The sequence below is a fragment of the Sporichthya brevicatena genome, assembly GCF_039525035.1.
GTDB classification, from domain to species: Bacteria; Actinomycetota; Actinomycetes; order Sporichthyales; family Sporichthyaceae; genus Sporichthya; species Sporichthya brevicatena.
The window spans coordinates 48,187-73,639 of record NZ_BAAAHE010000005.1 but is presented as its reverse complement, the minus strand read 5'-3'; the positions used below and the strand labels follow the sequence as shown (position 1 = coordinate 73,639).

26 protein-coding genes are annotated in these 25,453 nt (G+C 69.7%); 3 read left to right on the top strand and 23 right to left on the bottom strand.

Features of this window, described 5'->3' with window-relative positions; translation table 11 throughout:
* Nucleotides 1–138: 138 nt before the first annotated feature.
* From ABD401_RS02630 to ABD401_RS02600, 7 genes are all read right to left on the bottom strand, one after another.
* Entirely contained in the window at nt 139–1,038 is a 900-nt protein-coding gene (locus tag ABD401_RS02630) for an ABC transporter ATP-binding protein (protein ID WP_344601282.1), read from the bottom strand.
* Nucleotides 1,035–3,047: a branched-chain amino acid ABC transporter permease gene (locus tag ABD401_RS02625; RefSeq protein ID WP_344601280.1), complete on the bottom strand. Its 2,013-nt coding sequence runs from the start codon at nt 3,045–3,047 to the stop codon at nt 1,035–1,037. Before ABD401_RS02625 ends, ABD401_RS02630 begins: the two co-directional genes overlap by 4 nt.
* Nucleotides 3,047–3,247 (bottom strand): hypothetical protein, encoded by a 201-nt coding sequence (locus tag ABD401_RS02620; RefSeq protein WP_344601278.1) that lies wholly within the window; start codon nt 3,245–3,247, stop codon nt 3,047–3,049. The genes ABD401_RS02625 and ABD401_RS02620 overlap by 1 nt, the downstream gene beginning before the upstream one ends.
* A 116-nt stretch (nt 3,248–3,363) precedes the next feature.
* Nucleotides 3,364–3,723, bottom strand: coding sequence for a hypothetical protein (locus ABD401_RS02615; RefSeq protein ID WP_344601276.1), 360 nt, complete (start codon nt 3,721–3,723; stop codon nt 3,364–3,366).
* Between the two features lie 64 nt (nt 3,724–3,787).
* A complete protein-coding gene (locus ABD401_RS02610) occupies nt 3,788–5,074 on the bottom strand; it encodes a hypothetical protein (protein ID WP_344601274.1) in 1,287 nt (428 codons plus the stop codon).
* 96 nt (nt 5,075–5,170) lie between these two features.
* Nucleotides 5,171–6,697 (bottom strand): class I adenylate-forming enzyme family protein, encoded by a 1,527-nt coding sequence (locus tag ABD401_RS02605; RefSeq protein ID WP_344601272.1) that lies wholly within the window; start codon nt 6,695–6,697, stop codon nt 5,171–5,173.
* Nucleotides 6,697–7,806, bottom strand: a complete 1,110-nt coding sequence (locus tag ABD401_RS02600; RefSeq protein ID WP_344601289.1) for an NDMA-dependent alcohol dehydrogenase — start codon at nt 7,804–7,806, stop codon at nt 6,697–6,699. The genes ABD401_RS02605 and ABD401_RS02600 overlap by 1 nt, the downstream gene beginning before the upstream one ends.
* A gap of 334 nt (nt 7,807–8,140) precedes the next feature.
* On the opposite strand from ABD401_RS02600, the gene ABD401_RS02595 reads away from it, so the two are divergent.
* Entirely contained in the window at nt 8,141–8,758 is a 618-nt protein-coding gene (locus ABD401_RS02595) for a TetR/AcrR family transcriptional regulator (protein ID WP_344601270.1), read from the top strand.
* 43 nt (nt 8,759–8,801) lie between these two features.
* On the opposite strand, the gene ABD401_RS02590 is transcribed toward ABD401_RS02595, so the two are convergent.
* Genes ABD401_RS02590 through ABD401_RS02560 form a run of 7 tightly spaced genes read right to left on the bottom strand, consistent with a single transcriptional unit; the run spans nt 8,802 to nt 14,728 of the window.
* The gene (locus ABD401_RS02590; RefSeq protein WP_344601268.1) at nt 8,802–9,662 is read right to left on the bottom strand and encodes a sulfurtransferase; all 861 of its coding nucleotides are present in this window, start codon (nt 9,660–9,662) and stop codon (nt 8,802–8,804) included.
* A 51-nt stretch (nt 9,663–9,713) separates the two neighbouring features.
* Nucleotides 9,714–10,880 (bottom strand): thiolase C-terminal domain-containing protein, encoded by a 1,167-nt coding sequence (locus ABD401_RS02585; RefSeq protein ID WP_344601266.1) that lies wholly within the window; start codon nt 10,878–10,880, stop codon nt 9,714–9,716.
* Nucleotides 10,877–11,293, bottom strand: a complete 417-nt coding sequence (locus ABD401_RS02580; RefSeq protein ID WP_344601263.1) for a Zn-ribbon domain-containing OB-fold protein — start codon at nt 11,291–11,293, stop codon at nt 10,877–10,879. Before ABD401_RS02580 ends, ABD401_RS02585 begins: the two co-directional genes overlap by 4 nt.
* Nucleotides 11,294–11,303: 10 nt before the next feature.
* Nucleotides 11,304–11,693 (bottom strand): SCP2 sterol-binding domain-containing protein, encoded by a 390-nt coding sequence (locus ABD401_RS02575; protein WP_344601261.1) that lies wholly within the window; start codon nt 11,691–11,693, stop codon nt 11,304–11,306.
* A 34-nt stretch (nt 11,694–11,727) separates the two neighbouring features.
* Nucleotides 11,728–13,008, bottom strand: a complete 1,281-nt coding sequence (locus ABD401_RS02570) for a cytochrome P450 (protein ID WP_344601259.1) — start codon at nt 13,006–13,008, stop codon at nt 11,728–11,730.
* Nucleotides 13,008–13,220 (bottom strand): ferredoxin, encoded by a 213-nt coding sequence (locus tag ABD401_RS02565; RefSeq protein ID WP_344601257.1) that lies wholly within the window; start codon nt 13,218–13,220, stop codon nt 13,008–13,010. The genes ABD401_RS02570 and ABD401_RS02565 overlap by 1 nt, the downstream gene beginning before the upstream one ends.
* Nucleotides 13,221–13,225: 5 nt before the next feature.
* Nucleotides 13,226–14,728: an aldehyde dehydrogenase family protein gene (locus tag ABD401_RS02560; RefSeq protein ID WP_344601255.1), complete on the bottom strand. Its 1,503-nt coding sequence runs from the start codon at nt 14,726–14,728 to the stop codon at nt 13,226–13,228.
* 132 nt (nt 14,729–14,860) lie between these two features.
* Here ABD401_RS02560 and ABD401_RS02555 point away from each other — a divergent pair, with 132 nt between their 5' ends.
* A complete protein-coding gene (locus ABD401_RS02555; protein ID WP_344601253.1) occupies nt 14,861–15,496 on the top strand; it encodes a TetR/AcrR family transcriptional regulator in 636 nt (211 codons plus the stop codon).
* A gap of 24 nt (nt 15,497–15,520) precedes the next feature.
* On the opposite strand, the gene ABD401_RS02550 is transcribed toward ABD401_RS02555, so the two are convergent.
* From ABD401_RS02550 to ABD401_RS02515, 8 genes are all read right to left on the bottom strand, one after another.
* Entirely contained in the window at nt 15,521–16,108 is a 588-nt protein-coding gene (locus ABD401_RS02550; RefSeq protein WP_344601251.1) for a GNAT family N-acetyltransferase, read from the bottom strand.
* A gap of 43 nt (nt 16,109–16,151) precedes the next feature.
* Nucleotides 16,152–17,414 (bottom strand): aromatic ring-hydroxylating oxygenase subunit alpha, encoded by a 1,263-nt coding sequence (locus tag ABD401_RS02545; protein WP_344601248.1) that lies wholly within the window; start codon nt 17,412–17,414, stop codon nt 16,152–16,154.
* Nucleotides 17,415–17,598: 184 nt separating this feature from the next.
* Nucleotides 17,599–18,564, bottom strand: a complete 966-nt coding sequence (locus ABD401_RS02540; RefSeq protein ID WP_344601287.1) for an NAD(P)H-dependent flavin oxidoreductase — start codon at nt 18,562–18,564, stop codon at nt 17,599–17,601.
* A 94-nt stretch (nt 18,565–18,658) separates the two neighbouring features.
* Nucleotides 18,659–19,894 carry a cytochrome P450 gene (locus tag ABD401_RS02535; protein WP_344601246.1) on the bottom strand — a complete coding sequence of 412 codons (1,236 nt, stop codon included), beginning with the start codon at nt 19,892–19,894 and terminating at the stop codon, nt 18,659–18,661.
* 10 nt (nt 19,895–19,904) lie between these two features.
* On the bottom strand, nt 19,905–20,810 hold the full coding sequence (locus ABD401_RS02530) for a TIGR03619 family F420-dependent LLM class oxidoreductase (protein ID WP_344601244.1): 906 nt from the start codon (nt 20,808–20,810) through the stop codon (nt 19,905–19,907).
* 143 nt (nt 20,811–20,953) lie between these two features.
* Nucleotides 20,954–22,021 (bottom strand): oxidoreductase family protein, encoded by a 1,068-nt coding sequence (locus tag ABD401_RS02525; RefSeq protein ID WP_344601242.1) that lies wholly within the window; start codon nt 22,019–22,021, stop codon nt 20,954–20,956.
* A 96-nt stretch (nt 22,022–22,117) separates the two neighbouring features.
* Nucleotides 22,118–22,804 carry a tyrosine-protein phosphatase gene (locus ABD401_RS02520; RefSeq protein ID WP_344601240.1) on the bottom strand — a complete coding sequence of 229 codons (687 nt, stop codon included), beginning with the start codon at nt 22,802–22,804 and terminating at the stop codon, nt 22,118–22,120.
* A 23-nt stretch (nt 22,805–22,827) separates the two neighbouring features.
* Nucleotides 22,828–23,439 carry a TetR/AcrR family transcriptional regulator gene (locus ABD401_RS02515; protein ID WP_344601237.1) on the bottom strand — a complete coding sequence of 204 codons (612 nt, stop codon included), beginning with the start codon at nt 23,437–23,439 and terminating at the stop codon, nt 22,828–22,830.
* Nucleotides 23,440–23,509: 70 nt separating this feature from the next.
* On the opposite strand from ABD401_RS02515, the gene ABD401_RS02510 reads away from it, so the two are divergent.
* A complete protein-coding gene (locus tag ABD401_RS02510; RefSeq protein ID WP_344601235.1) occupies nt 23,510–24,268 on the top strand; it encodes a hypothetical protein in 759 nt (252 codons plus the stop codon).
* A 2-nt stretch (nt 24,269–24,270) separates the two neighbouring features.
* Here ABD401_RS02510 and ABD401_RS02505 read toward each other — a convergent pair whose 3' ends face one another.
* Nucleotides 24,271–25,452: a hypothetical protein gene (locus ABD401_RS02505; protein ID WP_344601233.1), complete on the bottom strand. Its 1,182-nt coding sequence runs from the start codon at nt 25,450–25,452 to the stop codon at nt 24,271–24,273.
* Nucleotide 25,453 lies beyond the last annotated feature (1 nt).

Below are 25,453 nucleotides of genomic sequence, written 5' to 3'. Positions count from 1 at the left end.
CCCGCGCCGTTCGGGCCCAGGATCGCCATCGACGCGCCGGCCGGCAGCGTCAGGCTCATGTTGCGGACGACGGTCTTCTCGCCGTAGCCGGAGGTCACCCCGCGCGCCTCGAGGATGGGGCGCGCGGTGGAGTTCGCGTCAGGCGTGGTCACGGTGCGGCCCCGTTCCGTTGAGGTTGCCCGGATCGGCGGGCGGGTCCGTCTCGTCGGCGTCGGAGATGCCGAGATCCTCCGTACCGAGGTAGGCCTTGCGGACGATCTCGGAGCTCAGGACCTCGCGAGGCAGACCCTCGAAGATCAGCTGGCCGAAGTCGAGGACGTAGGCGTAGTCGCAGAGCCCCGAGATGACGTTCATGTCGTGCTCGACGATGAGGATGCCGATCCCGTTCTCGGCGACCACCTGACGGAGCAGCGCGGTGAACGCATCACTCTCGGAGTGGTCCAGACCCGAGGACGGCTCGTCCAGGAGCAGCAGCCGGAAGTCCCCGGCCAGCGCGCGGGCGAGCTCGACGAGGCGGCGCTGACCGGTCGAGAGCCGACCGGCGCGGGCACCGGCGACGTCGAGGATCCCGCACTGCTCCATGGCACGCTCGGCCGCCTCCGCGACCATCGCCCGCTCGCCCTTGCGGGGCAGGAGCTGGGTGATCGGCGAGGTGCCGGCGAGCCGGGCCTCCCGGCCGAGCTGGACGTTCTCACGCACCGTCAGGGAGTCGAAGAGCTCGATCCGCTGGAAGGTGCGCCCGATGCCCAGGTGCGCCCGCTTGGACTCCGGAGCCTTCGTCAGGTCGACGCCGTCGAAGGTGATCGAACCCTCCGCCGGGGTGAGCGAACCCGAGCAGGCGTTGAACGTCGTCGACTTGCCGGCGCCGTTCGGTCCGATCAGGCCGGTGACCTGACCGATCGGGGCGCTCATCGTCAGGTGGTTCACCGCGGTGTGGCCACCGAACCGGATCGTCAGACCGTCGATGTTCAGCCCGGGCAGATCCTTGCGCTCACGGATCTGCAGGGTTGCCGTGGTGTCGGCGCTCGGTGAGCTCATCGGGAGCCTCCCGTCGATGCGAGCTCGATCGGCTGGTCGTCGTCCTCGCCCTCACCGGCAGCCCGCCGCGCGGCCGCCGCCGCAACGGGCTGGCGCGAGCTCGCGGCCCGGCGCCAACCGCCGTCCGCGGCCCGGCTCGGGATCGGGCCCCGGGTGCCGATGCGGGCGGAGGTGGCGAGGTTCTCGCGGATCCACGCGACCGGGTCGAACTCCTTGGCGGCGAGCAGCGCGACCAGGACGGCGGCGACGCCGAACATGATCGACTGGTAGTTCGGGTTCAGCTCGGTCACGTAGGAGGGCATGACCGCCAGCAGCAGCGCCGCGATGATCGAGGACCGGATCAGGTTCGACCCGGTGATCGAGATGATCGCGACCCACAGCAGCGACTGCAGCGACCCGAGACCACCCGGACCGGCGGCGCCGGTGCCGACCGCGAGCACGCCACCGGCGATGCCGGCGAAGAACGCCGAAATCGCGAACAGCAGCATGAGCGTGGTCGTGGTGCCGGTGCCGTAGGTCGACAGCGCCAGCGGCGAGTCCGCCATGGCGCGGAGCAGGCGACCCAGACGCGAGCGCTGCAGCACGATGACGGCGACGATGACCGCAACCAGGATCGCGACCGCGATGTAGAAGAACTCCTTGTCGCTGGCCTCCCCCGACCCGGGGATGTTCGGCCGCGGAGCCTCGCGCACACCACCCTGGGGGAACATGATCCCCTTGCGGTAGATCAGGTTCTCCATCAGCAGGCCGAACGCGAACGTCGCCAGCGCCAGGTAGATACCGGCCAGCCGAACCGCCGGCAGCGCGACGATGATGCCGAGCGGGACCGTGATCAGACCCGCGCCGATCAGCGCCAGCAGCCAGGGCAGGTGCGCCTCGGTCGACAGGCGGGAGAACGCGACCGCACCGACGGCGACGAAGGCGGCCTGACACAGCGAAACCTGCGCCGACATCTTCACCAGCAGTGACAGCGACATGAACATGATCGCCAGACCGACGGCCTGGGTGAAGACCGGCAGACGGGCGTCCACCAGGCCCGGCAGGGCGATCACCAGCACGCCGAGCGCCAGGCCGAAGCCCGCACGGACACCCAGCGGGAGCGGGGTGAAGGTCTCCGGCTGCTGACGGCGCACCGGCGCCGGGGTGGGCAGACCGCGCTTGCCGGCGACGATCAGCATCACGAACAGGGCGATGAACGGCACCGAGGCCGGCAGACCCAGCAGCGCGGAGTTCTCCGCCTCGAGCTTCTGCCCGATCGCGGCGGCGACGCCGATCATCAGACCGCCGATGAACGTCCACGGCAGGCTGCGGAAGCGACCGATGGCCGCGGCACCGAAGGCCTGGACGACCAGGTAGGTCAGACGGACCGGGTCCAGACCGATGGTCGGAGCGAGCAGGATGCCCGAGACGACCGCGACCGAACCACCGATCATCCAGGCGAACCGGCGGATCGCCGGGCCGGACAGACCGGTCAGCTCCATCAGGTCCGAGTCGTCGACCACACCGCGCATCGCGATACCGATGCGGGTCCGGCCGAGCAGGATCGCGAGGCCGGCGGCGATCGCGACACCCACGAGCGTGGTGATCAGCTGGTCGTAACCGACCGAGACGGAGATGTCGAAGGTGTCCGTCGGCAGGAACTGGTCGATGGTGATCGTCTGCGAGCCGTACCGCTCGGCGGCGGCGCCCTGAATGATCAGCAGGATGCCGACGGTCGCGACGACGATGACCGACGCGGGTGCCTTGGCCAACCGGCGCGCGACCTGTTCGAGCGCCAGGCCCATCAGCACACCGAAAACTGCCACACAGACGATCGCGGCCAGCCACCATGGCCAGGAGCGCTGAACCGAGAGCTCGTAGAACAGGTACACGCCGGCGGTCGCGAGCGCACCGTGGGCGAAGTTGAAGACGCCGGAGGTCCGGTAGGTGAGGACGAGGCCGACGCCGGCCAGACCGTAGATCGCACCGGCAGTGATGCCGATGACGACGAAGGGCAACCAGGTGTCCATCAGTCCTCCTCCTCCCCGAAGACCGAGCTCCGCACCGCACGCATGCGGCGCTGGATGCGACGGCGGAACATGAACAGGTAGAACCCGCACCCGATCAGCACGACGAGCGCGCCGAGGATCGCGATGTTCAGGCCGGACTGCTGATCGTCGAACGCGGCTTCACCGCTGACCGAGATCCAGCCCAGGATCAGAAGCAGCACACCGAGCGCACCCGGGATCGCCGCGGCGATCAGGCTGGGCGGTGAACCCGGCCGGCGCCGTCCGGCGGCCCGGCTTCCGGCTCCCGCGCTACGCGACAGAACCGTGCTCCCAGCCATCAGTGGGAACGGCTGAGCTCGGACGCCCGGGCGTCCGCGCGGCTCTCCAGCGCGCGCAGACGGTCCTGAAGAGCCGTCAGCTCAGAACGGTCGACGATGTTGGCCCGCTGCGCCTCTTCGAGGCGGTCGAGCGTGCGCCACTCGTCGTTCATGTCCGCCGACAGCCACAGCGTCGAGCCGATGATGATCAGCACGAGGCCACCGATGCCGTACGAGACGACGAACGGCACCTGCTTGGCGATGTACGGGGTGTCAGAGACGCCGATCCAGCCCAGGATGACGAGAACAACACCGGCGAGGATCGCCGCCACGGACAAGGCCCGGTCCCACTGCAGGCGGCACCACTTCACGAATTCCATCTTCGGGTCCTCAGATCGGTTCGGTTCGGAGGTCTAAAGGGCCGGCGATCACACGCAGTGCCGGCTACACGAAGCGGCGGGCACCGACGGCCGCCAGCAGCAGGATCGGAACGATCGCGGCGAGGATCGGGTAGAACTCCAGCTCGGTCAGCTTGGGCTGGGCGATGCCGGCGTTCACGAAGTTCGCGGTCGGCACCGGAGCACCGCCGGCGACGGCGCCGGGGAGCGCGCCGGGCAGGGCCTCCGGGAGGGCACCCGCGTCGACGTCACCGAGCGACGGCACACCCGCCACCGGAGCGGCCGGGGCCGCGGGGGTCTCGTTCGCCGGGAGCGGCGTGCCGGTCCCGGTCGCACCCGAGGTGAAGCCGGACGCGGTCGCCTGCGCGAACGTGCGGCCGATGATGTAGCTGACGACGCCCTTGGCGGTGCCGACGTTCGGGATCGCCTGGACCAGGCTGATCTCCAGCCCGGAGGACAGGATCGAGTCCGCGGTCTCGACCGCCGGGAGGAACTTGACCGTCACGCCGGCCTGGGTGACGGCCTGCTCGACCTGGCGGGCCGGGTCCAGCGGAGCGTTCTGGTCGCCGACGACCAGACCCTTGTCGGTCACGCCGATGACGGTGTTGCCGATGCGCAGCGCGGTCTCGAACGTCGAGGACTTGGTGATCTTGCCGCCCGGGGCGACCGTCACGACCGCGCGGGAGAAGGCACCGTTGAGCTGCACCGGCCCGACCGCCAGGCGGGTGCGCGCCTCACCGAGCGAGGTGATCGTCCCCCCGACGAAGTCCACGCTCGCGTTGGCGAAGGTGCCCAGCTCCTCACCGGTGTTCGTCGACGAGCCCAGCTGGGTCTGCGCGGCGGACCGCTCGGCCGCCGACTCGGCGTGCATCAGGTAGCCGGGCTGACGGACCGTCTCGGTCGGGTTCGAGGGGTTCTGGCTCGACACGTAGAACGGGTACGAGGGAACCGACTTGCCCGACAGCGTCGAGACCAGACCGGGCAGGGCCACACCGGTCGCACCCGGGTACGGGAGCGAGGAGTACGCCGTGCTCTCCCCGAGGCTGTCCAGCGCCGCCTGAGCGGTCGGACCGCCGCCGTCGACGAAGTCCTCGATGATCAGGTAGTCACGCAGCGCGACCGTCGCACGGACACCGTCCGCGGACGCCTTGCCGGCGTACGTGCCCGAACCGAAGTCCGATACCGCACCGAACGGGTCCTCCTCCGCCGGGGCGGCGGAGGCGGCCGGGGCGCCGAACGTGGCAGCCGCCGGGGTGAGCACCGTGGCAATCGCCGTCGCCGCGACCCGCCGCCGGCTTCCGGCGAACTTGGCTCGCTTGTGCTTACCGCTCATGGGTGGGGGTCCCTTCGTGCCGTGCGGTGAAGATCGGGGGGTTTATCTAAAGGTATTCGACAGATAATCCGTCGAGGGAACCGAGAGCGTGCGGGTTTAGCGAACCTTTGGATGCGTCGTTGCGACATCCGCGTACTGCTCGCGGATGGCGACCTTGGCGAGCTTCCCGTTGGGGAGCTTGGCGAGCGGCTCCTCGGAGAGCACGACGTACCGCGGGACCTTGTAGCTGGACAGCTGCTCGTTGCACCGCTCGACGACCGCTTCCACGGTCACCGAACCGTCCGCGAAGAGGATCGCAGCCGGCGTCTCACCGAACTTCTCGTCCGGCGCACTGATCACCGCGACCTCGGTCACACCGGGGATCGCCGCGATGACCTGCTCGATCTCCACCGGGGAGACGTTGATGCCGCCGGTGATGATCAGGTCCTTGAGCCGGTCGACGAACTTGAGCCGACCGTCCTCGGTCGTGGTGCCGAGGTCGCCGCTGTGGATCCAGCCGTCGCGGATGGCCTGCGCGGTGGTCTCCTCGTCGCCCCAGTAGCCCGGCGTCATGCCCGGGCCGCGGAGCAGGATCTCGCCGTTCTCGCCGGGCGCACACGGGTTGCCCTCGGCGTCGACGATGCGGAACTCGGTGAAGACCGAGCCGTGGCCGCACGAGTCGGGGTGCTGGTCGGCGTCCTTGACGAGGGTGGCGGTCGCGACGCCGCCGGCCTCGGTCATGCCGTAGATCTGACGGAGCTTCACACCCTTGCTGCCCCAGGCCTGGAGCAGCGGCACGGGCACGGGGGCGCCGCCGGTGAACGCGGACGTCAGCGAGGAGAGGTCGGCGCTCGCGAAGTTCGGGGCCGAGGCGATGGCGCCGAAGATGAGCGGGACACCGAACAGGGCGCCGACCTTGTGCTTCTCGATCAGGTCGACGGCGCGGGTCGGGTCGAGCGTCTTCTCCACGACGAGCGTGGTGCCGAGGATCGCCGAGAGCGACAGGCCCCAGACGAGACCCGGCGTGAAGGCGAGCGGGAGGACGAGCAGGGTCGTACCGCCCGGCCGCATGCCCTCCTCGGTCAGGCTGGCCTCGAAGGCGATCGAGAGCAGCTGACGGTTCGTGCAGATGACGCCCTTGGACAGGCCGGTCGAGCCGCTGGTGAAGATCACCATGGCCGGGGCCTCGGGGTCGACGTCGACGACGAAGTCGTTCGGGTCCGCGCCCGCCTCGGGGCGGACGTCAGCGACGGCGTCGAGGGCGATGGTCTGGAGCTCCAGCCCCATCCCGACGACCTCCTTGAGCACCGGCTCGAAGGCGGGCTCGTGGATCACGGCCGTGGCGCCGGCGGTCGAGAGGATCTTGTGCAGCTCCGGCCCGACCAGACGCGGGTTGAGCGGAACCACGACGCCGCCGGCCTTGAGGACGCCGAGAGCGGCCGCGGCCCACTCGAGCGAGTTGCCGCCGAGGACGCCGACGCGGTCGCCCGGCTGCACGCCGCGGGCGACGAGGTCCTCACCGATGCGGGAGGTCCAGTCCTGCGCGGTACGGAAGGAGACCGTGTCGTCCTCGAGGATCCACGCCGCGTCGTCGCCGCGGGTACGCGCCCACCACCGGAGCGCCGAGACCAGGGTCGCTGCCATCAGAAGTCCACCACTCCACGGATGTTGGTGCCCGCGTGCATGTCGGCGTACGCAGTGTTGATCTGCTCCAGCGGGTACCGCTTCGAGACGAGCTCGTCGAGGTGCAGCTGGCCCTGCTTGTACAGGTTCAAGAAGTGCGGAATCGCGGCCTGCGGCGACATCATCCCGAACAGCGCGCCCTGGATCCGCTTCTGGAACATGGCCATCTCGAAGAGATTGACCGGGATGTTCGACTCGTCGATGTTCGAGACCGCGGTGAGCACGACGGTGCCGGCCTTGCGGACCGAGGCGAAGGCCTGGCCGACGTGCTCGCCCTTGGCGACACCGACGGTGACGATGGCCGAGTCAGCGCCCTGACCGTTCGTCAGGGACTGCGCGAGGTCGGTCGCCTGAGTCATGTTCTCGACCGCGTCGGTGGCGCCGAGCTTCAGTGCGCTCTCGCGCTTGAACTGCACCGGGTCGACGGCGATGATTCGCGCCGCACCCGCGTGCTTCGCACCCTGGACGGCGTTGATGCCGATGCCGCCGGTGCCCATGACGATGACGACGTCACCGGGGCGGACCTGCGCGGCGTTGACGGCCGAACCCCACCCGGTGGGGACACCGCAGCCGAGGAGCGCGACGGACTGCAGCGGCAGGTCCTTGTCGATCTTCAGCGCCCCCCACTCGGGGATGACGGCGTACTCGGAGAACGTGGAGACCAGGGAGGTCTGCGCGACGTCCTGACCCTTGTGGTGCATGCGGAACGTGCCGTCGAGCTGGGTGCCCATCATCATGAAGGCGCCGTTGTCGCAGAGGTTCTGCATCCCGCTCGCACACCAGCGACAGTGGCCACAGCTCGGGATGAACGCCGCGATGATGTGGTCACCGGGCTGCAGGTTGCGGACACCGGGGCCGACGGCCTCGACGATGCCGGCGCCCTCGTGGCCACCGCACATCGGCAGGTGCGCCATCGGCACGTCACCCTTGGCGACGTGGTCGTCGGAGTGGCAGAGACCCGCGGTCACGTAGCGGACGAGCACCTCGTGCTCCTTGGGTTCGTCGACCTGAACCTCGACGATCTCCCATTCCCCCGGTGCTTCGAAGAGGACAGCTGCCCTCGACGTGATCGTCACCCTGGTGACCCCTCACTGCTGGCCGCGGTGCCCCCGAACGGGTGATCGTCGGGATGGCGTCCGCAGCAACGCCGATGAAACCTACAGGCTTTAGTCTAAGGAGACATGTCCACGTCGTCAACGGGCGAACCGGGAACGCCGGACACGTTCCGGACATCTTCACCCGAAGCGAGCGGGCACTTACTACGCGTAGGTAACTCGCGCCTGACCTGGGACGTTACGTGACGTGGGTTTCGTTGTGCTCCATAAATACTGACTTATAGGTGCGACTGTCAATATTTCGATTCGGCTGCCGTCGGCGCCGGCGGGCAGCCCTAAACTCACCGCCATGGGGGACGACGGGAGCGGGGGCCGCAAGCGCGGTCCGAAGTCGGCCCTTGGCAACGACCCGCGGACGCGCATCCACGACGCCGCGCTCGCCTGCTTCGAGAAGCAGGGCATCCGCGCGACCAACATGGACGACGTCGCGAACGCGCTCGGCGTCTCGCGCCCGACGGTCTACTACTACTTCGCGTCGAAGGACGACCTCATCCTCGAGGTCGTCGCCCGGCAGGTGCAGCAGATCCTCGACAGCACCCGCCGCCGGCTGCGCGGCCGCGGCCTGGACCGGATCGCCCACGCCGCGTACCTGACGGTGGCGGAGTCCCTCGCCAATCCGTACGTGCGGCTGCTCGTCGACGCCGAATTCGCGCAACTGACGCCGATGTTCCTGGAGTCCGAGCGGGTGCTCGCGATTCTCGGCGAGTTCTGGACCCCCCTGCTCACCGACGCACAGGAGCACCACGGCCTGCGCACCGACCGCCCGCTGGACGAGCTGATCCAGTGGATCATGTTCGCCCAGTTCGCCCTGGTGGAGAACGCCGCCGGCTTCGGCCTCGACGACGACCGCATCCGCGACTGGATGTCGACCTACGTCATCGCCGCCCTGCGGCAGCCGGCCGGCTGACCGACTGACTGACCCGCTGCCCGACCCGCGGGCTGACGGGCTGTCAGCTCTCGCCGGTCACCAGCGGGAGCTCGGGGTCGGAGCTCCACTCCATCATCGAGCCGTCGTAGACCGAGACGTTCTCGACGCCGAGTCGCTGCAGCACGAAGGCCGCGGCCGAGGCGGCCACTCCCCCGCCGCAGTAGGTGATCACACGCTCGGCCGAGTCCGCCTGCGCGTGCGCGAACTTCGCCCACAGCTCCTCCAGCGGCAGGAAGCGGTGCGTCTCGTGGTCGACGAGGTCGGGGTACGGGACGTTCCGCGCGCCCGGGATGTGGCCGGGGCGGGCGTAGTCCTGCCGCTCGCCGCGGAAGACCTCCGCCTGGAGCGCGTCGATCAGGCAGGTCGAGGAGTCGTCGAGGCTCGCGCGCACGTCGTCCTTGCCGACGAACAGCGTCGGCCGCGGGGTGAGCGTGAGCGTGCCGGGCACCACCGGAGCCCCCGCGCCGGTCTCGACCGGCCGGTCCTGGGCCGTCCAGGACTGCCAGCCGCCGTCGAGCACCACCGCGTCGACCGACACCGCGCGCAGCATGAACCAGACCCGCGTGGACCACAGGTTGAGGTTGTTGTCGTAGAGGACGACCTGCCGGCCGTCCGCCACACCGGCCGCCACGAGCGCCGCGCGCAGTTGGTCGACCGGCGGCGCCATCAGCGGGATCGGCGAGTTCCGGTCCGACAGGTCGGCGAGCAGGTCGACGTGCTGCGAGCCGGGGATGTGCCCCTGCTCCCACACCTCACGCCCGCTGCGGAGCTCGAAACCGCCGCCCTCGTGGATCACGTTCGTGACGGAGCAGTCCAGGACGACGAGGTCGTCCGAACCGAGCCGGCTCGCGAGCCACGCACCGTCGACGAGCAGATCCGACACCAATGCCTCCGGAGACGAAGAACAGAGAGAAGGGGAATGCGGCGGACGGCCTCAGGCGAGCGCGTCGGCGGAACCGAACAACATCGCGCCGACCTGCGGGGCCATCGGGCCGCCGAGGAGCAGCGAGACCTTCGCGTCGGCGACCGGGTTCGGGGAGTCGCCGCGGATCTGGCGGACCGCTTCGAGGACGACGCCGATGCCGTGGACGAACCCGTCGGCAAGGTTGCCGCCGGCGGTGTTCATCGGCAGGCGACCCTTCTCCACCGTCAGGTTCTCCAGCGTCATGACCTCGCCGGCGGCGGGGCCAGCCGGCACGAGACCGACGTCGATGAGCGCGGCCACCGCGGGCCCGGTGAAGTTCTCGTAGACCTGGGTGACGTCGACGTCGTCGACCCCGACCCCGGACTCGCGCCACAGCCGCTCGACCATCGGCGGGAGCAGGCCGTTGGAGGTGTACGGATTGTGGTTCTCCGTCAGTTCGCCCCAGCCGGCGACGAACCCCTGGACACCGCCGAGGACGTAGGCCGGCTTGCCGCGGGTGTCCTTCGCACGGTCGGCGGACACCAGCAGGATCGCGCCGGCGCCGTCGTTCTCGCGGGAGCAGTCGTTGAGGCGCAGCGGCTCGGAGATCAGGCGCGAGGCGCGGTAGGCCTCGGCGTCCAGCGGCTGGCCGTAGGCCACGGCGCCCGGGTTGTTCTGCGCGTGGTGGTAGCCGGCGAGCGCGAGGGCCTCGAGCGCCGACGGCGGGACCTTGTCGATCTCGAGCATCCGCTGCGTGCGCAGCGCGCAGGTCTGGACCGGCGTGAGAATCCCGTGCGCGGAGTACTGGGTGTCGAAGTGGCCCTTGGCGTAGGGCAGCCGGCCTTCCTCGGCCTGGTTCATGCCGCGGTAGACGACGACGCAGTTCGCCATGCCGGTCGCGATCGCCGCGACGGCCTGGAGGATCGACGGGACCTGCCCGCCGCCACCGCCGCCCCAGGCGAGCGAGGACCAGCGCAGCTCGCGCACGCCGAGGGCGGTCGCGAGGTGGGTGCCCTCGGTGGGGTCGTCGCCCCACGAGGCGAAGCCGTCGATGTCGCGGGGGTCGATGCCGGCGTCGCGCGCGGCGTCGAGCACGGCTTCCGCGACCAGACCCCGCGTGCTGCGGGGCGCGGTGTTGCGCTTGTAGTACGGGGTCTGCCCGACGCCGACGACGGCGGCTGCTCCGCGGATGCTCATACCGCACTCCAGCGGATCAGGGGCCAGCTCTGCTCGTCCGGGGCGGGTTCGAAGGTCCCCACCACCCGGGAGCCGATCACCGGGTCCTCGGTCCCCGTGTAGAGACCGAGGATCCGGGTGTTGCCGGCCTGGGGCAGTTCGACCAGGACCGTCGTGTACGGCACCTCGGCGGTCGGGTGGAACGCGCGGTGCGTGCGGGTCCAGGCGTAGACGACGCCCACGGGCTCGACGGCCTCCCACCCCGGGTCGAAGGTGTGGCAGGACGGGCACAGCGGCTGCGCGATCCAGATCCAGCGCGCACACGAGGTGCAGCGCTGGATCCGGAGCTCACCCGCTCGCAGGCCGTCCCAGTGGCCTTCGTCGTGCCGGTTGTGGGAAGGGCCCTCGAGCCCGAAGCGCTGGAGCGTCGTCAAGGTTGCAGACCTACTCGAACTCGACCTGGGTCATGGCGGTGATCACGTACTGGAACGCCGACATGTTCTTCAGCAGCTGCGACATCTTGCCGCGGACGCGGAGCTGACCCCGGGTCAGGGCGACCGTCGGGTTGATCTCCTTCTTGAAGACGCCGGCCCAGGTGTCGGACGAGCCGGAGATGACGAAGTCCGCCTCCTCGGCGTCCTGCGGCGACGCGTCGCGGACCTCGATGACCTTGCCGTTCTCGAACTTCGCGTGGAACGAGCCCTCGATCGGGGCCTCGTAGTTGTAGACCATGCGGTAGTTGAGGTTCTTGCCCTTGTCGGCCCACTCCGGATCGCTGTTCAGCGCATCGGCCATGGCCTGGTAGAAGTCGACGGTTCCGAGCTTGACTGCCATTGGGTTCTCCCGTGTGTGTGTGGCAGGGGGCCGGTCAGATGGACTGGTTGAGCAGGAGCGGCAGACTCTCGACGCCGCGGACCTGGCTCAGGTGCTTCTTGTACGGCTTCTCGGGGTGCAGCCGGTAGTCCGGGTACCGCTTGTGCCACTCCTCGAAAGCGATGTTGAGCTCGATGCGCGCGAGGTGCGAACCGAGGCAACGGTGTCGGCCGCCGCCGAACGTGACGTGCGGGTTCGGCTCGCGGGTGAAGTCGATGTCGTCCGGGTTCTCGAACTTCTCCGGGTCGCGGTTCGCGGCCGCGAGCGGGATCAGGACGCGGTCGCCGGCCTTGAGCTGCACGCCGCCGACGACGACGTCCTCCTTGACCACGCGGGCGCCGGCGACGGCGGCCTCGAGGCGGAGCATCTCCTCGACGGCCGCGGAGACGAGCTCGGGGTGATCGACGAGCTCCTTGCGCTTGGCCGGGTTCTGCGCGAGGTGGATCCAGCTGTGCGCGAGCTGACCCTGCACGGTGTGCAGGCCGCCGATCATCATCAGGAAGAAGATGTTCAGCATCTCGAACTGCGTGAGCTCACGGTCGCCGAACTTCGCGTTGACGAGGACGTCGGTGACGTCGGCGGTGTCCGCGTCGATCTCGCGCTGACCCTCGTTGTCGCGCTGCTCGATGCGGTCGTCGATCATCTCCGCGAAGTACCCGTAGGTCTCGAGCGCGGCCTCCATGCGGAAGGCGGTGTTCTCCTCCTCGGACGCGCCGGGCAGACCGAGCACGATGCGGTCGACCCAGTCGTTCATGCGCTCGGCGTCGGTCTCCGGCCAGCCCATGAGCTTGAGGAACACCCGGGTCGGGAGCTCCTTGGCGAAGGCGTCGATGAAGTCGATCTCGGTCGCGTCGCCGATCTGGTCGAGGAGCTCGAGGACCAGCGCGCGGATCTCCGGCTCGAGCTTGCGCATACGCGTCGGCGAGAACAGCGGGGTCATGATCTGCCGGTACGTGGTGTGGTCCGGCGGGTCGATCTCGAGCGGGATCATCGGCCCGTCCTGGCCGATGGTCGGCGGGATGTTCACGCACTCGCTGGAGAAGATCTCCGGCTTGCGCATGACCTCCATGATGTCCTCGTAACGGGTCATCACCCAGTGGCCGCCCCACTTCGTGGAACGGGCGACGGGGCAGCGCTCGCGCAGCTCGGCGTAGTCGCTGTGCACCGTCTCGACCCGGTTGGGGTCGTGAATGTCGAAGTCGGTCTGGATCTCCGGGGAGTCCGCCGTCTTGAACGGGCAGCCGCCCGCCTGCGGCTCCGCGATCACGTCGGTCATCACGCCACCTCGCTCTTCGTGGTCTCGTCCACGATGACAGCCTGCTCGGGACAGTTGCGCTGAGCCTTCAGCACGGCGTCGCGGTCGCGCTCGCCGGGGGTCTTGTTGATGGCGACGGCGTAGCCCTCGTCGTCCGGCTCGAACACGTCCGGGGCGAAGACGTAGCAACGGCCGTGGCCGGCGCACTTCTCGCGGTCGATGTCGACCTTCATCTGTGTCACTCCCACTCACCGCCCACCGCGGAGTACGGCCGGGCGTCGATGTCCGCGTCGAGCGCGGTGTACAGGCTCTTCGTCTTCGTGTACGCGTACAGACCGTCGGTGCCCAGTTCGGAGCCGACACCGCTCTGCTTCTTGCCCGCGAACGGGGTCCGTCGCACGTCGGCCTGGGCGACGTCGTTGATCCAGCAAAGACCCGACTGGACGCGGCTCGCAACGTCGCGGGCGCGCCCCAGGTCCGTGCCCCAGACCGAGGCGGCCAGCCCGTACTCGCTGTCGTTGGCGATGCGGATCGCGTCCTCGACGTCGGAGTACCGGATGACCGAGAGCACCGGGCCGAAGATCTCGTCCTTGGCCGCGACGTTGTCGTTGTCGAGGTCGACGAGCACGGTCGGGCTCACGTAGTGCCCGCCGGCCGGGAGGCCGTCGGGCCGATCGTTGCCGACGAGCACGCGGGCGCCCTGCTCGACGGCGGTGGCGATGAACTTCTCCACCTTTTCGCGCTGGCGGGCGCTGATGACCGGGCCGACGTCGGTCAGCGGGTCGTCGGCGGGGCCGAGGACCATCTCACCGGCGCGCTCGGCCAGGAGCTCGCAGAACTCGTCGTAGCGCGAGTCCGGCACGAGCATCCGGGTGGTGGCCACGCAGGCCTGGCCGCTGTTCATCATGCTGCTGAACAGCGTTCCCCGGACCGCGAGTTCCGCATTCGCGTCGGGGAGCACGATCCCGGGCGACTTGCCCCCGAGCTCGAGCATGACCTCCTTGGCGGTCGTGGCCGCCGCGGCCATGACGGCCTTGCCGACCTCGGTGCTGCCGGTGAAGGTCACGAGGTCCACGTCGCGGTGCGCGACGAGCGCCTGCCCCGCGATGCGGTCGCCGTGGACGATGTTGAGCACGCCCGGCGGGAGGCCGACCTCGAGGCAGGCCTCGGCGAGCGCGTTCAGGCCGAACGGCGTGAGCGGCGACGGCTTGAGCACGACCGTGTTGCCCGCGAGCATCGCCGGCGCGGCCTTCCACACCGCGAGGAACAGCGGGAAGTTGTAGGCCGTGAAGCCGGCGACGACGCCGAGCGGCTCCCGGTGCAACTCCCACTGGCCGAGGCCGGGGGTGGTCTGGATCGGGAACGGCACCGGCTCGCTCAGCAGCGGAGCCATCTCGGCGAAGTCCCGCAGGTGCGCCAGCGGGGCGCCGGCCTGCAGCATCGGGGCCAGGCGGGCGGTGGTCCCGGTGTCGGCGACCAGGCCGTCGGCCAGGGTGTCGAACCGGGCCTCGAGCGCAGCGGCGAGGGCGCGCACGACGTCGGCGCGGTCGGCCGGCGACATCCGTGCCCAGGGACCGTCGACGAAGGCACGGCGGGCGGCCGCGACCGCGGCGTCGACATCCGCGGTCGTCGAGTCCGGCAGGGTCGCGACGACCTCACCGGTGGACGGGTTGTCCACGTCGAGGCGCGGAGCAGCACTGTCGCTCCAGGCACCGTCGACGAAGTTCAGATAGCGATGCATGGGCGGAGAGCATCCTTCGCTTCGGCTGCCTAAACCTTATCACTGTAGGTTATTCCGTCCAAGGGCTCCGACCTGCGCAAACATCACGTTCGTTTGGTCAGAAACCTTCAGGTAGTAGGGCATACTGCCCTCATGGCACGCCCGTCCCAGCCGTTGCTGACCCGTGATTCCGTCGTCGCTGCCGCCCTGCGGATCATCGACAGCGAGGGCCTGGCGGCGTGCAGCACACCGCGGCTGGCCAGGGAGTTCGGGGTCCGGGCGCCCTCGCTCTACCACCACTTCGCGGACCGGGCGGACATCATGGCCGAGGTCGCCCGCCTCGTGGTCAGGCAGACGCCGTTCCCCAAGGAGCGGGACCCGGACCGGTGGATGGACTGGTTCGTCGAGCAGGCGGTGAACTTCCGCCGGACGATCCTCAAGCACCCGAACGTGGCGCCGATCCTGCTGGAGTTCCTCCCGCGTGACCAGCTCTCCGTGCTCTACGACGCTGCGGCCGAGCTGCTGGCCGAGGCCGGCGTGCCGGTCGAGGTGCATGCGCTCGTGCTCGACGGCCTGGAGACCCTGACCGTCGGCGCCGCGCTGATCACGGCGACCAAGGGCGCCGAGAACCGCAGCACGCCGTTTCCCGCGCTGAACCCCGCGACCGACACCAACCTGGCACGCGCGGTCGCCGCGAACCCGTGGAACACCACGGAGGAACTCTTCGCCGAGGTCGTCCGCGCGATGCTCCGCGGCGCGATGGCGCAGGCGGGCGTCAGCGTCGGCTGACCGCACCGCTTCGACGAACGGGCGTCAGCCGACGAGCGGGACCGCGGGGACGCGCCACACGTAGCGGACGTCCGTCTGGTCGTGCACGAAGCCGTCGTGACGGGCCCTCAGAACCGCGCCCTCGTCAGCGGGATCGACCGTCAGCTGCTCCGAACCGCGGTACAGGATCCAGGTCGCGCCCTCGACCTCGGCGCCGAAACGGCGGGACATGCGCTCGGCGGCGGGGTGGTTCCCGCGCGCCCAGCAACTGATGCTCACCGCTCCCGTCCCGGCGAAGCCGTCGCCGGGACGGTCGGCGAGCGTCTCGATCATGAGCGTGGCGATGCCGAGGGACCGGAACTCCGGCTTCACGAGCATCTGGGCCACGGCACCACCGGCCCGGTCGACGGACAGTCGGAAGTACGCGACGAGCGGGGTCTCCTCCGACCCGTGGAACCCCGGCGTGGAGCGCGCGAGGACCTGGAAGACCTCATGGTTGTCGTCGAGGTCGGCCTGCAGGTCGACCGTCGAGAAACCAGCCTCTTCGTCGTAGACGGCGGAGGAGGAGATGAGCGCCGACAGCTCGGCGCTCTCCTCCTCGGACAGCTCGTCGCGTACCTCGACCGTGATCATCGAAGTGGTTCTACCTCAACGTTTCTGACGTCGCGTCGGCAGGTCAGGACTTGACCGGGGTCTCGACGACCGGCGGCGCCACGACGCCCGCCGAGATCGCCGGCAGGGGCGGGGCGATCTCGTCGTCCGCCGCGGCCATGATCCGCCGGACCTCGCGGTGGAAGACCTGGTTCGCGGTCTCGTTGCGACCCATGACCATCGTGCCGGCGTCCTTGCTGCCCATCCCGGTCTGCGAGGCGCGCAGCAGCGGGAAGTCCTCGGCGTGCAGGACGGCGAGCAGGATCTCCCAGTTCTTGTCCCACAGCCGCTGCCACTTCTCCGGCGTGAGCGACGTGCGCTCCTGCGGCGGCACCATCAGACGCATCTCCATGTAGGAGCGGTCCGGGTGCACCGGGTCGGGGCGGAACGTCAGCAACTGGTAGTGATCCGGCTGCTTGAGGAGCGTGTGGCACGGACCGAGGAACTGCGTCTCGGTGACGTGCGGGACCAGGCTCTCGTCCTCCGGCGGGTCGACGTCGATCCACTTGTCGATGGTCTTACGGGGAGCGATGAACCGGCAGTGCCGGCCGAAGTCCTCGAAGGCCATGACGTTGGTGTGGATGTGCTTCGCCGCGGTGTTCGGGTGCGCGTAGGCGATGTGGTACCCGTCGAGGAAGGCGTCCTGCATGATCTTCCAGTTGACGGGCTCGTCGAAGCCCTCGGCGCGGACGGCGACCAGGTCGGCCAGGCCGTAGCCCTCGAGGATCGAGTCCATGTCCGGGCCGAGCCAGTTCTGCACGTCGATCGTGGCGTTCGCGTTGTCGACGACCCAGATGAAGCCGTGGCGCTCCTCGGTCGGGAGCTCGATCAGGCCCTGCTTGGACTTGTCGATGTCACCGAAGGTGGTGCCGCGGGTGATCGTGCGCAGCGAGCCGTCGATGTTGTACGACCAACGGTGGTACGGGCAGGAGAACAGGCGCGCCCGGCCGCAGCCGGTGAAGCTCTCCTCCTCGAGGAGGGCGCCGCGGTGCCGGCAGAGGTTCACGAAGGTCTTGACGCCACCGTCGGGCTGGCGGGCGACGATGACCTTGTTGCGCGGGAGCTGCAGCGTCACGAAGTCGTAGGGCTGCGGGATCTCGCTGCTGTGCGCCACGATCGTCGGAACACGCCCGAAGATGAGCTCGCGCTCCCGCTCGGCCACCACGGGGTCGACGTGCTCACCGGCGGTGAAGGTGAGCGTGTCGTCGAACTTGTCGGTGGTGTTCTCACGCAGCAACTGCAGCGCCCGGCGGATGCGGCGTTCCCGATCGAGAGCGACCTCGTCCATCCCGACTCCTGTAGCGAGCTCCTCGGACAAAACCTTACTCCTTTAGGTAAGCACACAGCCACTGACCAGTCCATACCTGTGTGCGTTACCTACAGGGTATAGATTTCAGGCGAATCGTCAAGGGGCACAGCACGTCTCCGGTGCTGTGCCCCTCACGGTGTGAACCGCGTGCGGCGGGTGGCAACTACCGCCGCAGCGCCGCCACCCGGTCGAGCGCCGACTCGGCCTCGGCGACGATGCGCGTGACGACGTCGGCGACCGTCGGGATGTCGGAGATCAGACCCTGGGTCTGCCCCGCGCACCACACGCCGGCCTCCAGGTCGCCGGTCTGCAGCACGACCGCACCCTTCTCGCCGGAGGCGAGGTGCGCGACGTCCTCGAACGTGCCGCCCTCGTTGAGAATGCGGACGATCTCGTCGGTGACGCCGTTCTTGGCGTAGCGGCCGGTGTTGCGCAGCTGGCGGAAGATCAGGTTCGTGCTGCGCTCGTCGTTCGCGACGATCTGGTTCTTGACGTTCTCGTGGATCGGCGCCTCGACGGTGCACATGAACCGCGTGCCCATGCTGATGCCCTGCGCGCCGAGCGCGAGCGCGGCGGCCAGGCCACGGCCGTCGGCGAAGCCGCCGGAGGCGATGAACGGGATACCGATCTTGTCGGCCAGGGCCGGGATCAGGACCAGGCCGGGGACGTCGTCCTCACCCGGGTGCCCCGCGGCCTCGAAGCCGTCGATGCTCACCGCGTCGACGCCGATGCGCTCGGCCTTGAGGGAGTGCCGCACGCTCGTGCACTTGTGCAGCACCTTGACCCCGGCCTCCTTGAACAGCGGGAGGTAGGGCTCGGGGTTCTGGCCCGCGGTCTCGATCGCCTGAACGCCGCTCTCGACCGTCGCGCGCATGTACTCCTCCCACGGCGGTGGCTGCCGCGCCGGGAGGATCGTGAAGTTCACGCCGAACGGCTGGTCGGTGAGGTCACGCACCCGCGCGATGTCCTTGACCAGGTCCTCGGGGGTGGGCGAGTTGTGGGCCGGCATGAACCCGAGGGCGCCGGCGTTCGCCACCGCCGCGATGAGTTCGGGCGTCCCGACGCGGGTCATACCCCCGCACACGATCGGGTGCTCCACCCCGAACAGGTCGGTGAACCGGGTCGACAAAGCCACGGGCTCTCCTCGCTTCTACTCGCTGGTAACCCCTGATCGAACCACAACCGTCCAGAATGGACCTAACCCGAGTGCGTCACACCGGCCGTCAGGCCTCGGGGGTGAACACGATCGGCAACTGCAGGACGCCGCGCACCTGGCTCGCGTGCCAGAGCGTCACGGCGTCGGGGGCCAGGCGGTAGTCGGGGATCCGGCGGTGCAGCTCCTCCAGTGCGATCCGCAGCTCGACGCGGGCGAGGTGCGAGCCCAGGCAGCGGTGCGGGCCGGAGCCGAACGAGAGGTGGCGGTTCGGTTCGCGGGTGCCGTCGAAGCTCTCCGGGGCGTCGAACTGCCGGCCGTCGCGGTTGGCGGCGGCGAGGCTGAGCAGGAGCTGGTCACCGGCGCGCAGCGCGACCCCGCCGAGGGTGGTGTCGGTGACGACGCGGCGCCCCGGGTGCACGGCGGCCTCGATGCGGAGGATCTCCTCGACGGCCGACGGGATGCGCGCCGGGTCCTCGGTGAGGCTGCGGTGCTGGTCGGGGTGCTCGGTCAGGTGCTGGACCGCCCAGCCGAGCGAGCCCTGCACGGTGTGCAGACCAGCGATCAGGAGCAGGAAGAACATGTTCTGCAACTCGGCGTCGGTGAACTTGCGGGGAACGCCGTCGATCGTCACGTCGCCGAAGATGATCTGACTGGTGACGTCGTCGCCCGGGACCGCGCGCGACTTCCGCTCCGCCACGAGGGCGCCGAAGTAGCTCCACATCCGGAACATGGCGTCCTCGCGGGCGGCGTTGGACTCCTCCTCCGACGCCCCGGGCTTGCCGAGCATGTAGGTGTTGGTCGCCTCGGTGAACAGCGGAGCGTCCTCGAGCGGCAGGTCCATCAGCGACAGGAAGACCCGCGCGGGCAGCTCGTGGGCGAACTCGGAGACGAACTCCGCCTCGCCGCGCGCGGCGAACCCGTCGAGCAGTTCGGTGACGGTGGTGCGGATCTGCTCCTCGAGCGCGCGCATGCGGGAAGGACTGAAGAGCGGCTGCAGCGCGTGCCGGTAGGCGGTGTGCTCCGGCGGATCGAGTTCGAGCGGCAGGGTCTTCTCGCCGCCGTGGGGCATGATGTTGTTCGGGAAGCTGGAGAATCGCTCCGGGTCGCGCAGAACCTCGTGGACCTCGTCGTAGCCGAGGACGATCCAGTGCCCGCCGTGCTTGCTGGAGTACAGGATCGGGCCCCGCTTCGCCAGCGCCGCCAGCTCCTCCTGGACGCGGTCGACCGGCGCCGCGAGCGACGGGTCGTAGATGTCGAAGTCGGTCTGCAGCTCCGGCGGGACGTCGGCGAGGGCGGTGGGCACGAGGGGGCTCCTATCGGGCGTGGGGCAGGACGTCGGTCGCGACCAGTTCGAGCTGGTCGAGGATCTGATCGCTGGTCAGGTGCGGTGCGGCGAGACGGAAGACGACGTTGGTGACGCCGAGGTCGCGGTAGGCGCCGATGTCGTCGAGCACCTGCTGGACGCCGCCGGTCAGGGGGACGCGGCGGTCGGTGTCGACGGGCTTCGGCGTGATCTCGCCGAAGTAGCCGCTGTACGACAGAGTCGGGGTGGGCCGGCCCGCACGGTCGGCGAGTTCGGCCAGCTGCGCGGCACCGGCGGCGTAGACCTCGGGCGGGAGCGCGAGCGGGTGCCAGCCGTCGCCGTGCGTCGCTGCGCGGCGGATCGCGGCCGGGCCGTTGCCACCGACCCAGATCGGCGGGTGCGGCTTCGAGATCGGCCGCGGCCCGAGCTCGGGTTCGTCGAGCCGGACGTGCTTGCCGGTGAAGACGGCGGGCCCGTCGGTCCAGACGGCCTTCCAGAGCTGGAGGTACTCGTCGATGACCTCGCCGCGGCCGGCGAACGGAGCGTCGAGGACGTCGAACTCGTGCTGCGAGTGCCCCGCCCCGACCCCGACGATCAGCCGGCCGCCGCTGATCACGTCGAGCGTGGCCAGCATCTTCGCGGCGAGGAACGGGTGCCGATAGGGAACGATCAGCACGTCGGTCCCGAGCGTCATGCCGGGGACGTGCGCCGCCAGCCCCGCGAGGAGGGTCGGCACGTCGTACCAGGTCCGCGAGTTCTCCGGCGGCGGCCCGACCACGAGGTGGTCCGAGACCCAGAGCCCGTCGAACCCGAGCTCGTGCGCCCGCCGCGCGAACGTCAGCAGGGACTCGTAGTCCGCCTGGTGGTCGTAGAACGGCATCGCGACGCCGAAGGTCGCCGGCTCGGATCGAGTCACAGGCCGAATCTAAACCCATTAGGCACTAGGGGTGACACCCCTTACTGCGCAGTAAGGGGTGTCACCCTTTTTTCACACGCAGGCCGGCTGGGGCCGTCGCCTGCACTGGAGATGACATCTCTTGTGCACTCCCGTCGACGTGCTCAGTCGCCGAGGACGAGGGCGAGGGTGCCGTGGTCGAGGGCGGCGGTGGCGTAGCGGTCCCCCATCTGCCGGCAGACCTCGGCGGGCTGCATCTCCGGCGGGCAGAGGGCGAACATCAGGCCGTGGAGGTGGTGGCGCCGGTAGGCGTCCCAGGCCTCGGAGTGCGACGGGGCCTCGCCACCGGCGGAGGCGAGCGCGTCGAGGTAGTGCCGGAGCAGGTCCTCCTCGTGCTTGCGGCGGTCCTCGACCTCCAGCGCGCCGACGAGGAAGTAGGCGACGTCGTCGGACCACGGCGCGAGACAGGTGGTCTGCCAGTCGAGGAAGCGCGGGACGCGGTCAGCGGGCACGTAGGTGTTCCCGACGTGCGGGTCGCCGTGCGAGACCGAGAGCGGCGCGGCGTCGTCGGACGCCCACAGCAGGTGCACGGCGCGGTCGACACGATCGCGGTCGCGCAGGGCGTCGTCGAAGGCGCCGGTCTGCGGTAGCTGCTGGTACGCGTCCCAGTGGGCGGGGGTCAGGAAGCTCTCGACCACCGGACGGAACAGCATCGAGCCGACGGTCAGCCAGTCGAGGGACCCGACGCCCCGGCGCTGCCAGGTCCGCCCGTGGACGGACGCGAGCGTCGCAAGGCCCTGCGCGACCTGGTCGACGTCGAAGCGCACCGAAGGCCCGCCGAAGACCACGCCGGTGTCGCGCAGGTCGTCGACGATGACCAGCCCCTGGTTGCCCGCCGGGTCCTCGGCGGCGTACCAGCACCGCGGGACGGCGTCACCGAGCAGGGCGGCGATGTCGCGGTAGAACCGGGCCTCCACCTGGTACCCGATCCCGGCGACGGCCCGCATCGTGTCGTCGAACCCGCCCTTGAGACACAGCGCCGCCGGCGGCCCGTCCGGCGGGCAGGTCTCGTACTCGGCACGGAGGAACACCTTCGTCGCCGTCCCCCAGATGACGGACTCCACCTCGACCGAGCGCACCACCGTCCCCGGCGCACGAACACTCAGGGCGGCAGTCAGCCAGTCGGCGGTGATCCCGTCGAGGGCGGTGGGCAGTGGACCCGAGGTGGACATCGTCGTCTCCTGAGCTCGACCGATCCTGCCCCGGAACTGTTCCTCACCACCTCCGCGCAAACAAGGTCTGCGCCGACAAACTGACCTGAGGGACAGTCACGACTCGACGAGGTGTTCCCGCAGCCGGTCGAGGTCGGTCGGGGCGAACCCGTGGTCGACCAGGTATTGGGCGACGTCGCCGTGCCGCTCCCGGATCCCGGCGAGGACGGCGGCGAGGAGATCGGGCGGGGATCCGAAGTCGTCGAGCGACTGGTCCGCGGGCAGGCCGGCGCGACGGGACCGTTCGAGAGCGAGCGCGAGATAGTCCGACGGCATCAACTTCTCGGTCCGGGCGTAGTCCTCGAGCACCGCGTCCTCGGCGACGCCGAGCGCCGACTGCACCAGAGCGGAGAGCACCCCGGTGCGGTCCTTGCCCGACGAGCAGAACATGACGGTCGGCAGCGGTTCGCGGGCGAGGACGCGGACCGCGTCGGCCAGCAGGTGACCACGGTTCTCGGCCAACCAGAAGGTGAACGGCCGCAGATTGTGCGGAGCGGCCGGGTCGGCCGCGATCAGTTCCACCTCGTGCACCTGCGCCGAGCCGGCGGTCGGCGGTTCGGCCGACTTCTCCCCCGGCTCCCGTAGGTCGAGCGCGGTGCGCAGCCCGAGACGGGCAGCGATGTCGTGCGGCAACCCGACGACGGCGTTGGACCGGAACAGCAGCCCCGTCCGCAGTCGCCCACCGGGCACGGGGTGGCCGCCGAGATCGCGGTAGTTGAAGAGCTCAGGAGGAAGCAGAGTCACGACGCCAGAATTTCATCGGCCGGTCAGCTCGGACGCATGACCATCGCGAGCGAGGTCAGGACGAAGCGCTGGATGATCTCGCGCTCGTCGTCCGGATGCAGGTCCGGGCGGAGAATCATCGACGTGTAGACCGTGCGCAGCCAGTCGGACAGGTCGCGGGTCGAGAGGTCGGAACGCAGCAGACCCTCGGCCCGCGCCCGTTCCAGCATCGGGAACCAGAACCGCTCGCCGCGTTCGGTGAGCTCCTCGCTCCACAGGGCCTCGTGCAAGGTGATCGGGCCGCCGGGGGCGAGCAGGACGGCGAGCTCCGAATCCCACCGCAGTCGCTCGATCACCGCGACCGAGACCGTCGTGAACAGCTCGGCGACATCGGCGATCGGGCCCTCGGTCGCATGCTCGGCCGCGATCTCGTCGGCGATCTCGCGGGTCCGGGCGGACACCGCGGCCTCGACGAGCTCCCGGCGTCCGAGGAAGAGCTTGTAGACCAACTGGCGACTGACGCCGGCCTCGCGGGCGACGCGCTCCATCGTCGTCGCCTTCACGCCGTCGCGCCGGAAACACGCGCGGGCCGCGGCGAGGACCTGCTCGCGCGCCTGAGCCCGCGCAGAGTGCGCGGTGCGGGTTGACGGTGGCACAGCTCGGAGCGTACAACAGAGCGGTTCTGTTTACATCTGGCGCGATTTGTCATCGCCCGTGGAGGCGTCGATGGTTCTCGAACAGTCCGCCGCGGGCACCGCCGCGCCCGCCCACCCGTTCGCGGGGCTCCCGCGAGCGACGATCACGAACCTCCGGATCCTCGTGTGGACCGGGCCGATCTGCGTCCTCATGGTCTTCTTCGGCCTGTTCGTGATGGCCGGGTTCTTCCCGCCGCCCTCCCCCGAACTCACGGGCGCCGAGGTGGCCGAGGTCTGGAACGACCACCAACGTCTCAAGCAGGCCGGGATGATCGTCTGCTTCATGGGCGGCACGCTCTACGCGACGTTCACACTCGCGATCGGCGTCATGCTGCGCAAGTGCACGCCGGATGCGGTCATGCCGATCACGCAGACCGTCATCGGTGTCTTCGGGACGGTCTACTTCAGCTTCAACTTCCTGATCCTCGCCGTCGCCGGCTTCCGCCCGGACGGGCCGAACGAGACCACCCAGACCCTGCACGACCTGGGCTTCATTCTGACCTTCAGCCCGGCCGCGCCGTTCTTCCTGCAGTACGCGGCGATCGCGATGATCATCCTGCAGATGCCGAAGCCCTTGGTCCCGCGATGGGTCGCGTACTTCAACCTGTGGGTCGCGATCGGCCTCGTGCCGCCGAGCTTCATCCCGCTCTTCGAGTCCGGCCCGCTCGCCTGGAACGGCCTGCTCGGCTTCTACATCCCGGTCGTGGTCTTCGGCGCCTGGTTTCTCGTCATGGTGCCGCTGCTGCTCCGGATGCTTCCGAAGAGCGAGCAGCCGCTGCCCGCGACGTAGCGTCAGTTCCGCAGCAGGTCGAGCGTCTCCAGGTCGACGACCGCCTGAGACGTACGCCGGATCAAGGTGCGGACGTAGGTCTCGGGTTGGAGCTCGGAGATCTTGCCGACGAGCAGGGTGTAGGTCCAGAAGACCAGACCGTGCAGCATCTGCTGCCGGTAGGCGAGGAAGCCGTCCTCGAACGAGGGCGGCTTTCCGCCGGCGGCGGCGAGCTCGTCGAGGTAGAGCGCGATCAGGTCCCGCTCCCAGGCTCGCCGGTCCTCGACGTCGAGCGCCGCGCTGAGCGCGTAGGCGACGTCGAGCGCCCAGTTGCCCTTCGCAATGCCCTGCCAGTCGTAGAGATGGAGCGCCCCGTCGGGCAGGTGGAACCAGTTCCGCGGGTGCACGTCCTGGTGCAACAGGGTGCGCGGCAGCCGGACGTTGACCTCCAGTGACCGGGCGAACGCGGGCCGGACCTCGCGGCGTCGGGCGTGCAGGGCGGCCGGGATCTCCTCGCTGGCGAAGCGGAACGCGAACACCGCCCCGGCGTCCATGCCGGTGGAGGCGTTGAACTTCCGCTGCCACGTCAGGGCGTCGCGCAGCGTCGTCCACTCGCGGTCCAGCCGCGGGTCCTCCCAGAGCGCGCCGTGGTAGCGCGCCATCTCGCGCACCATGCTCTCCGCGCCGAGGCGGTCGATTTGCACGGCGGCGTCAGGGAACGTCGCGCCGCGGGTGACGCTGACGTCCTCCGCGAGCACCATCGACCGGCAGCTGCGCGGGTCCCAGGCACCGGCGTAGCCCGCGGGCGCACCGATGTCGAGGTGCTGCCGGATGCGGTCGTAGAACAGCGCCTCTGCCCCGGCCGCGCCGGTGACGCCGACGAGCACACGCGAGACGAAGCGCGGAGTCGACTTCGCGTAGACCGCGGTCGGCAGACCGGCCCCTGCGTGGTTGTAGGACACCGTCAGCGCCCGCCGCGAGCTCGTCCCCTCGGACCCACCGCCGAGCTCGACGCCGACGACGCGGGCGCCCGGCCGCTCCCGGCACAGCGCCGCGGTGAGCCACTCCGGCGTGAGGTCCTCGACGCGAGCAGGAACGGCGTCCGGCGCGGTGACGGGGCCACGACCCCGCGCCCGCTCGGACGCGACGGTGGCCCCCACCCGCAGGACGGATCCGGTCAGGGTGAGCTGGTCGCGCACTCCCACG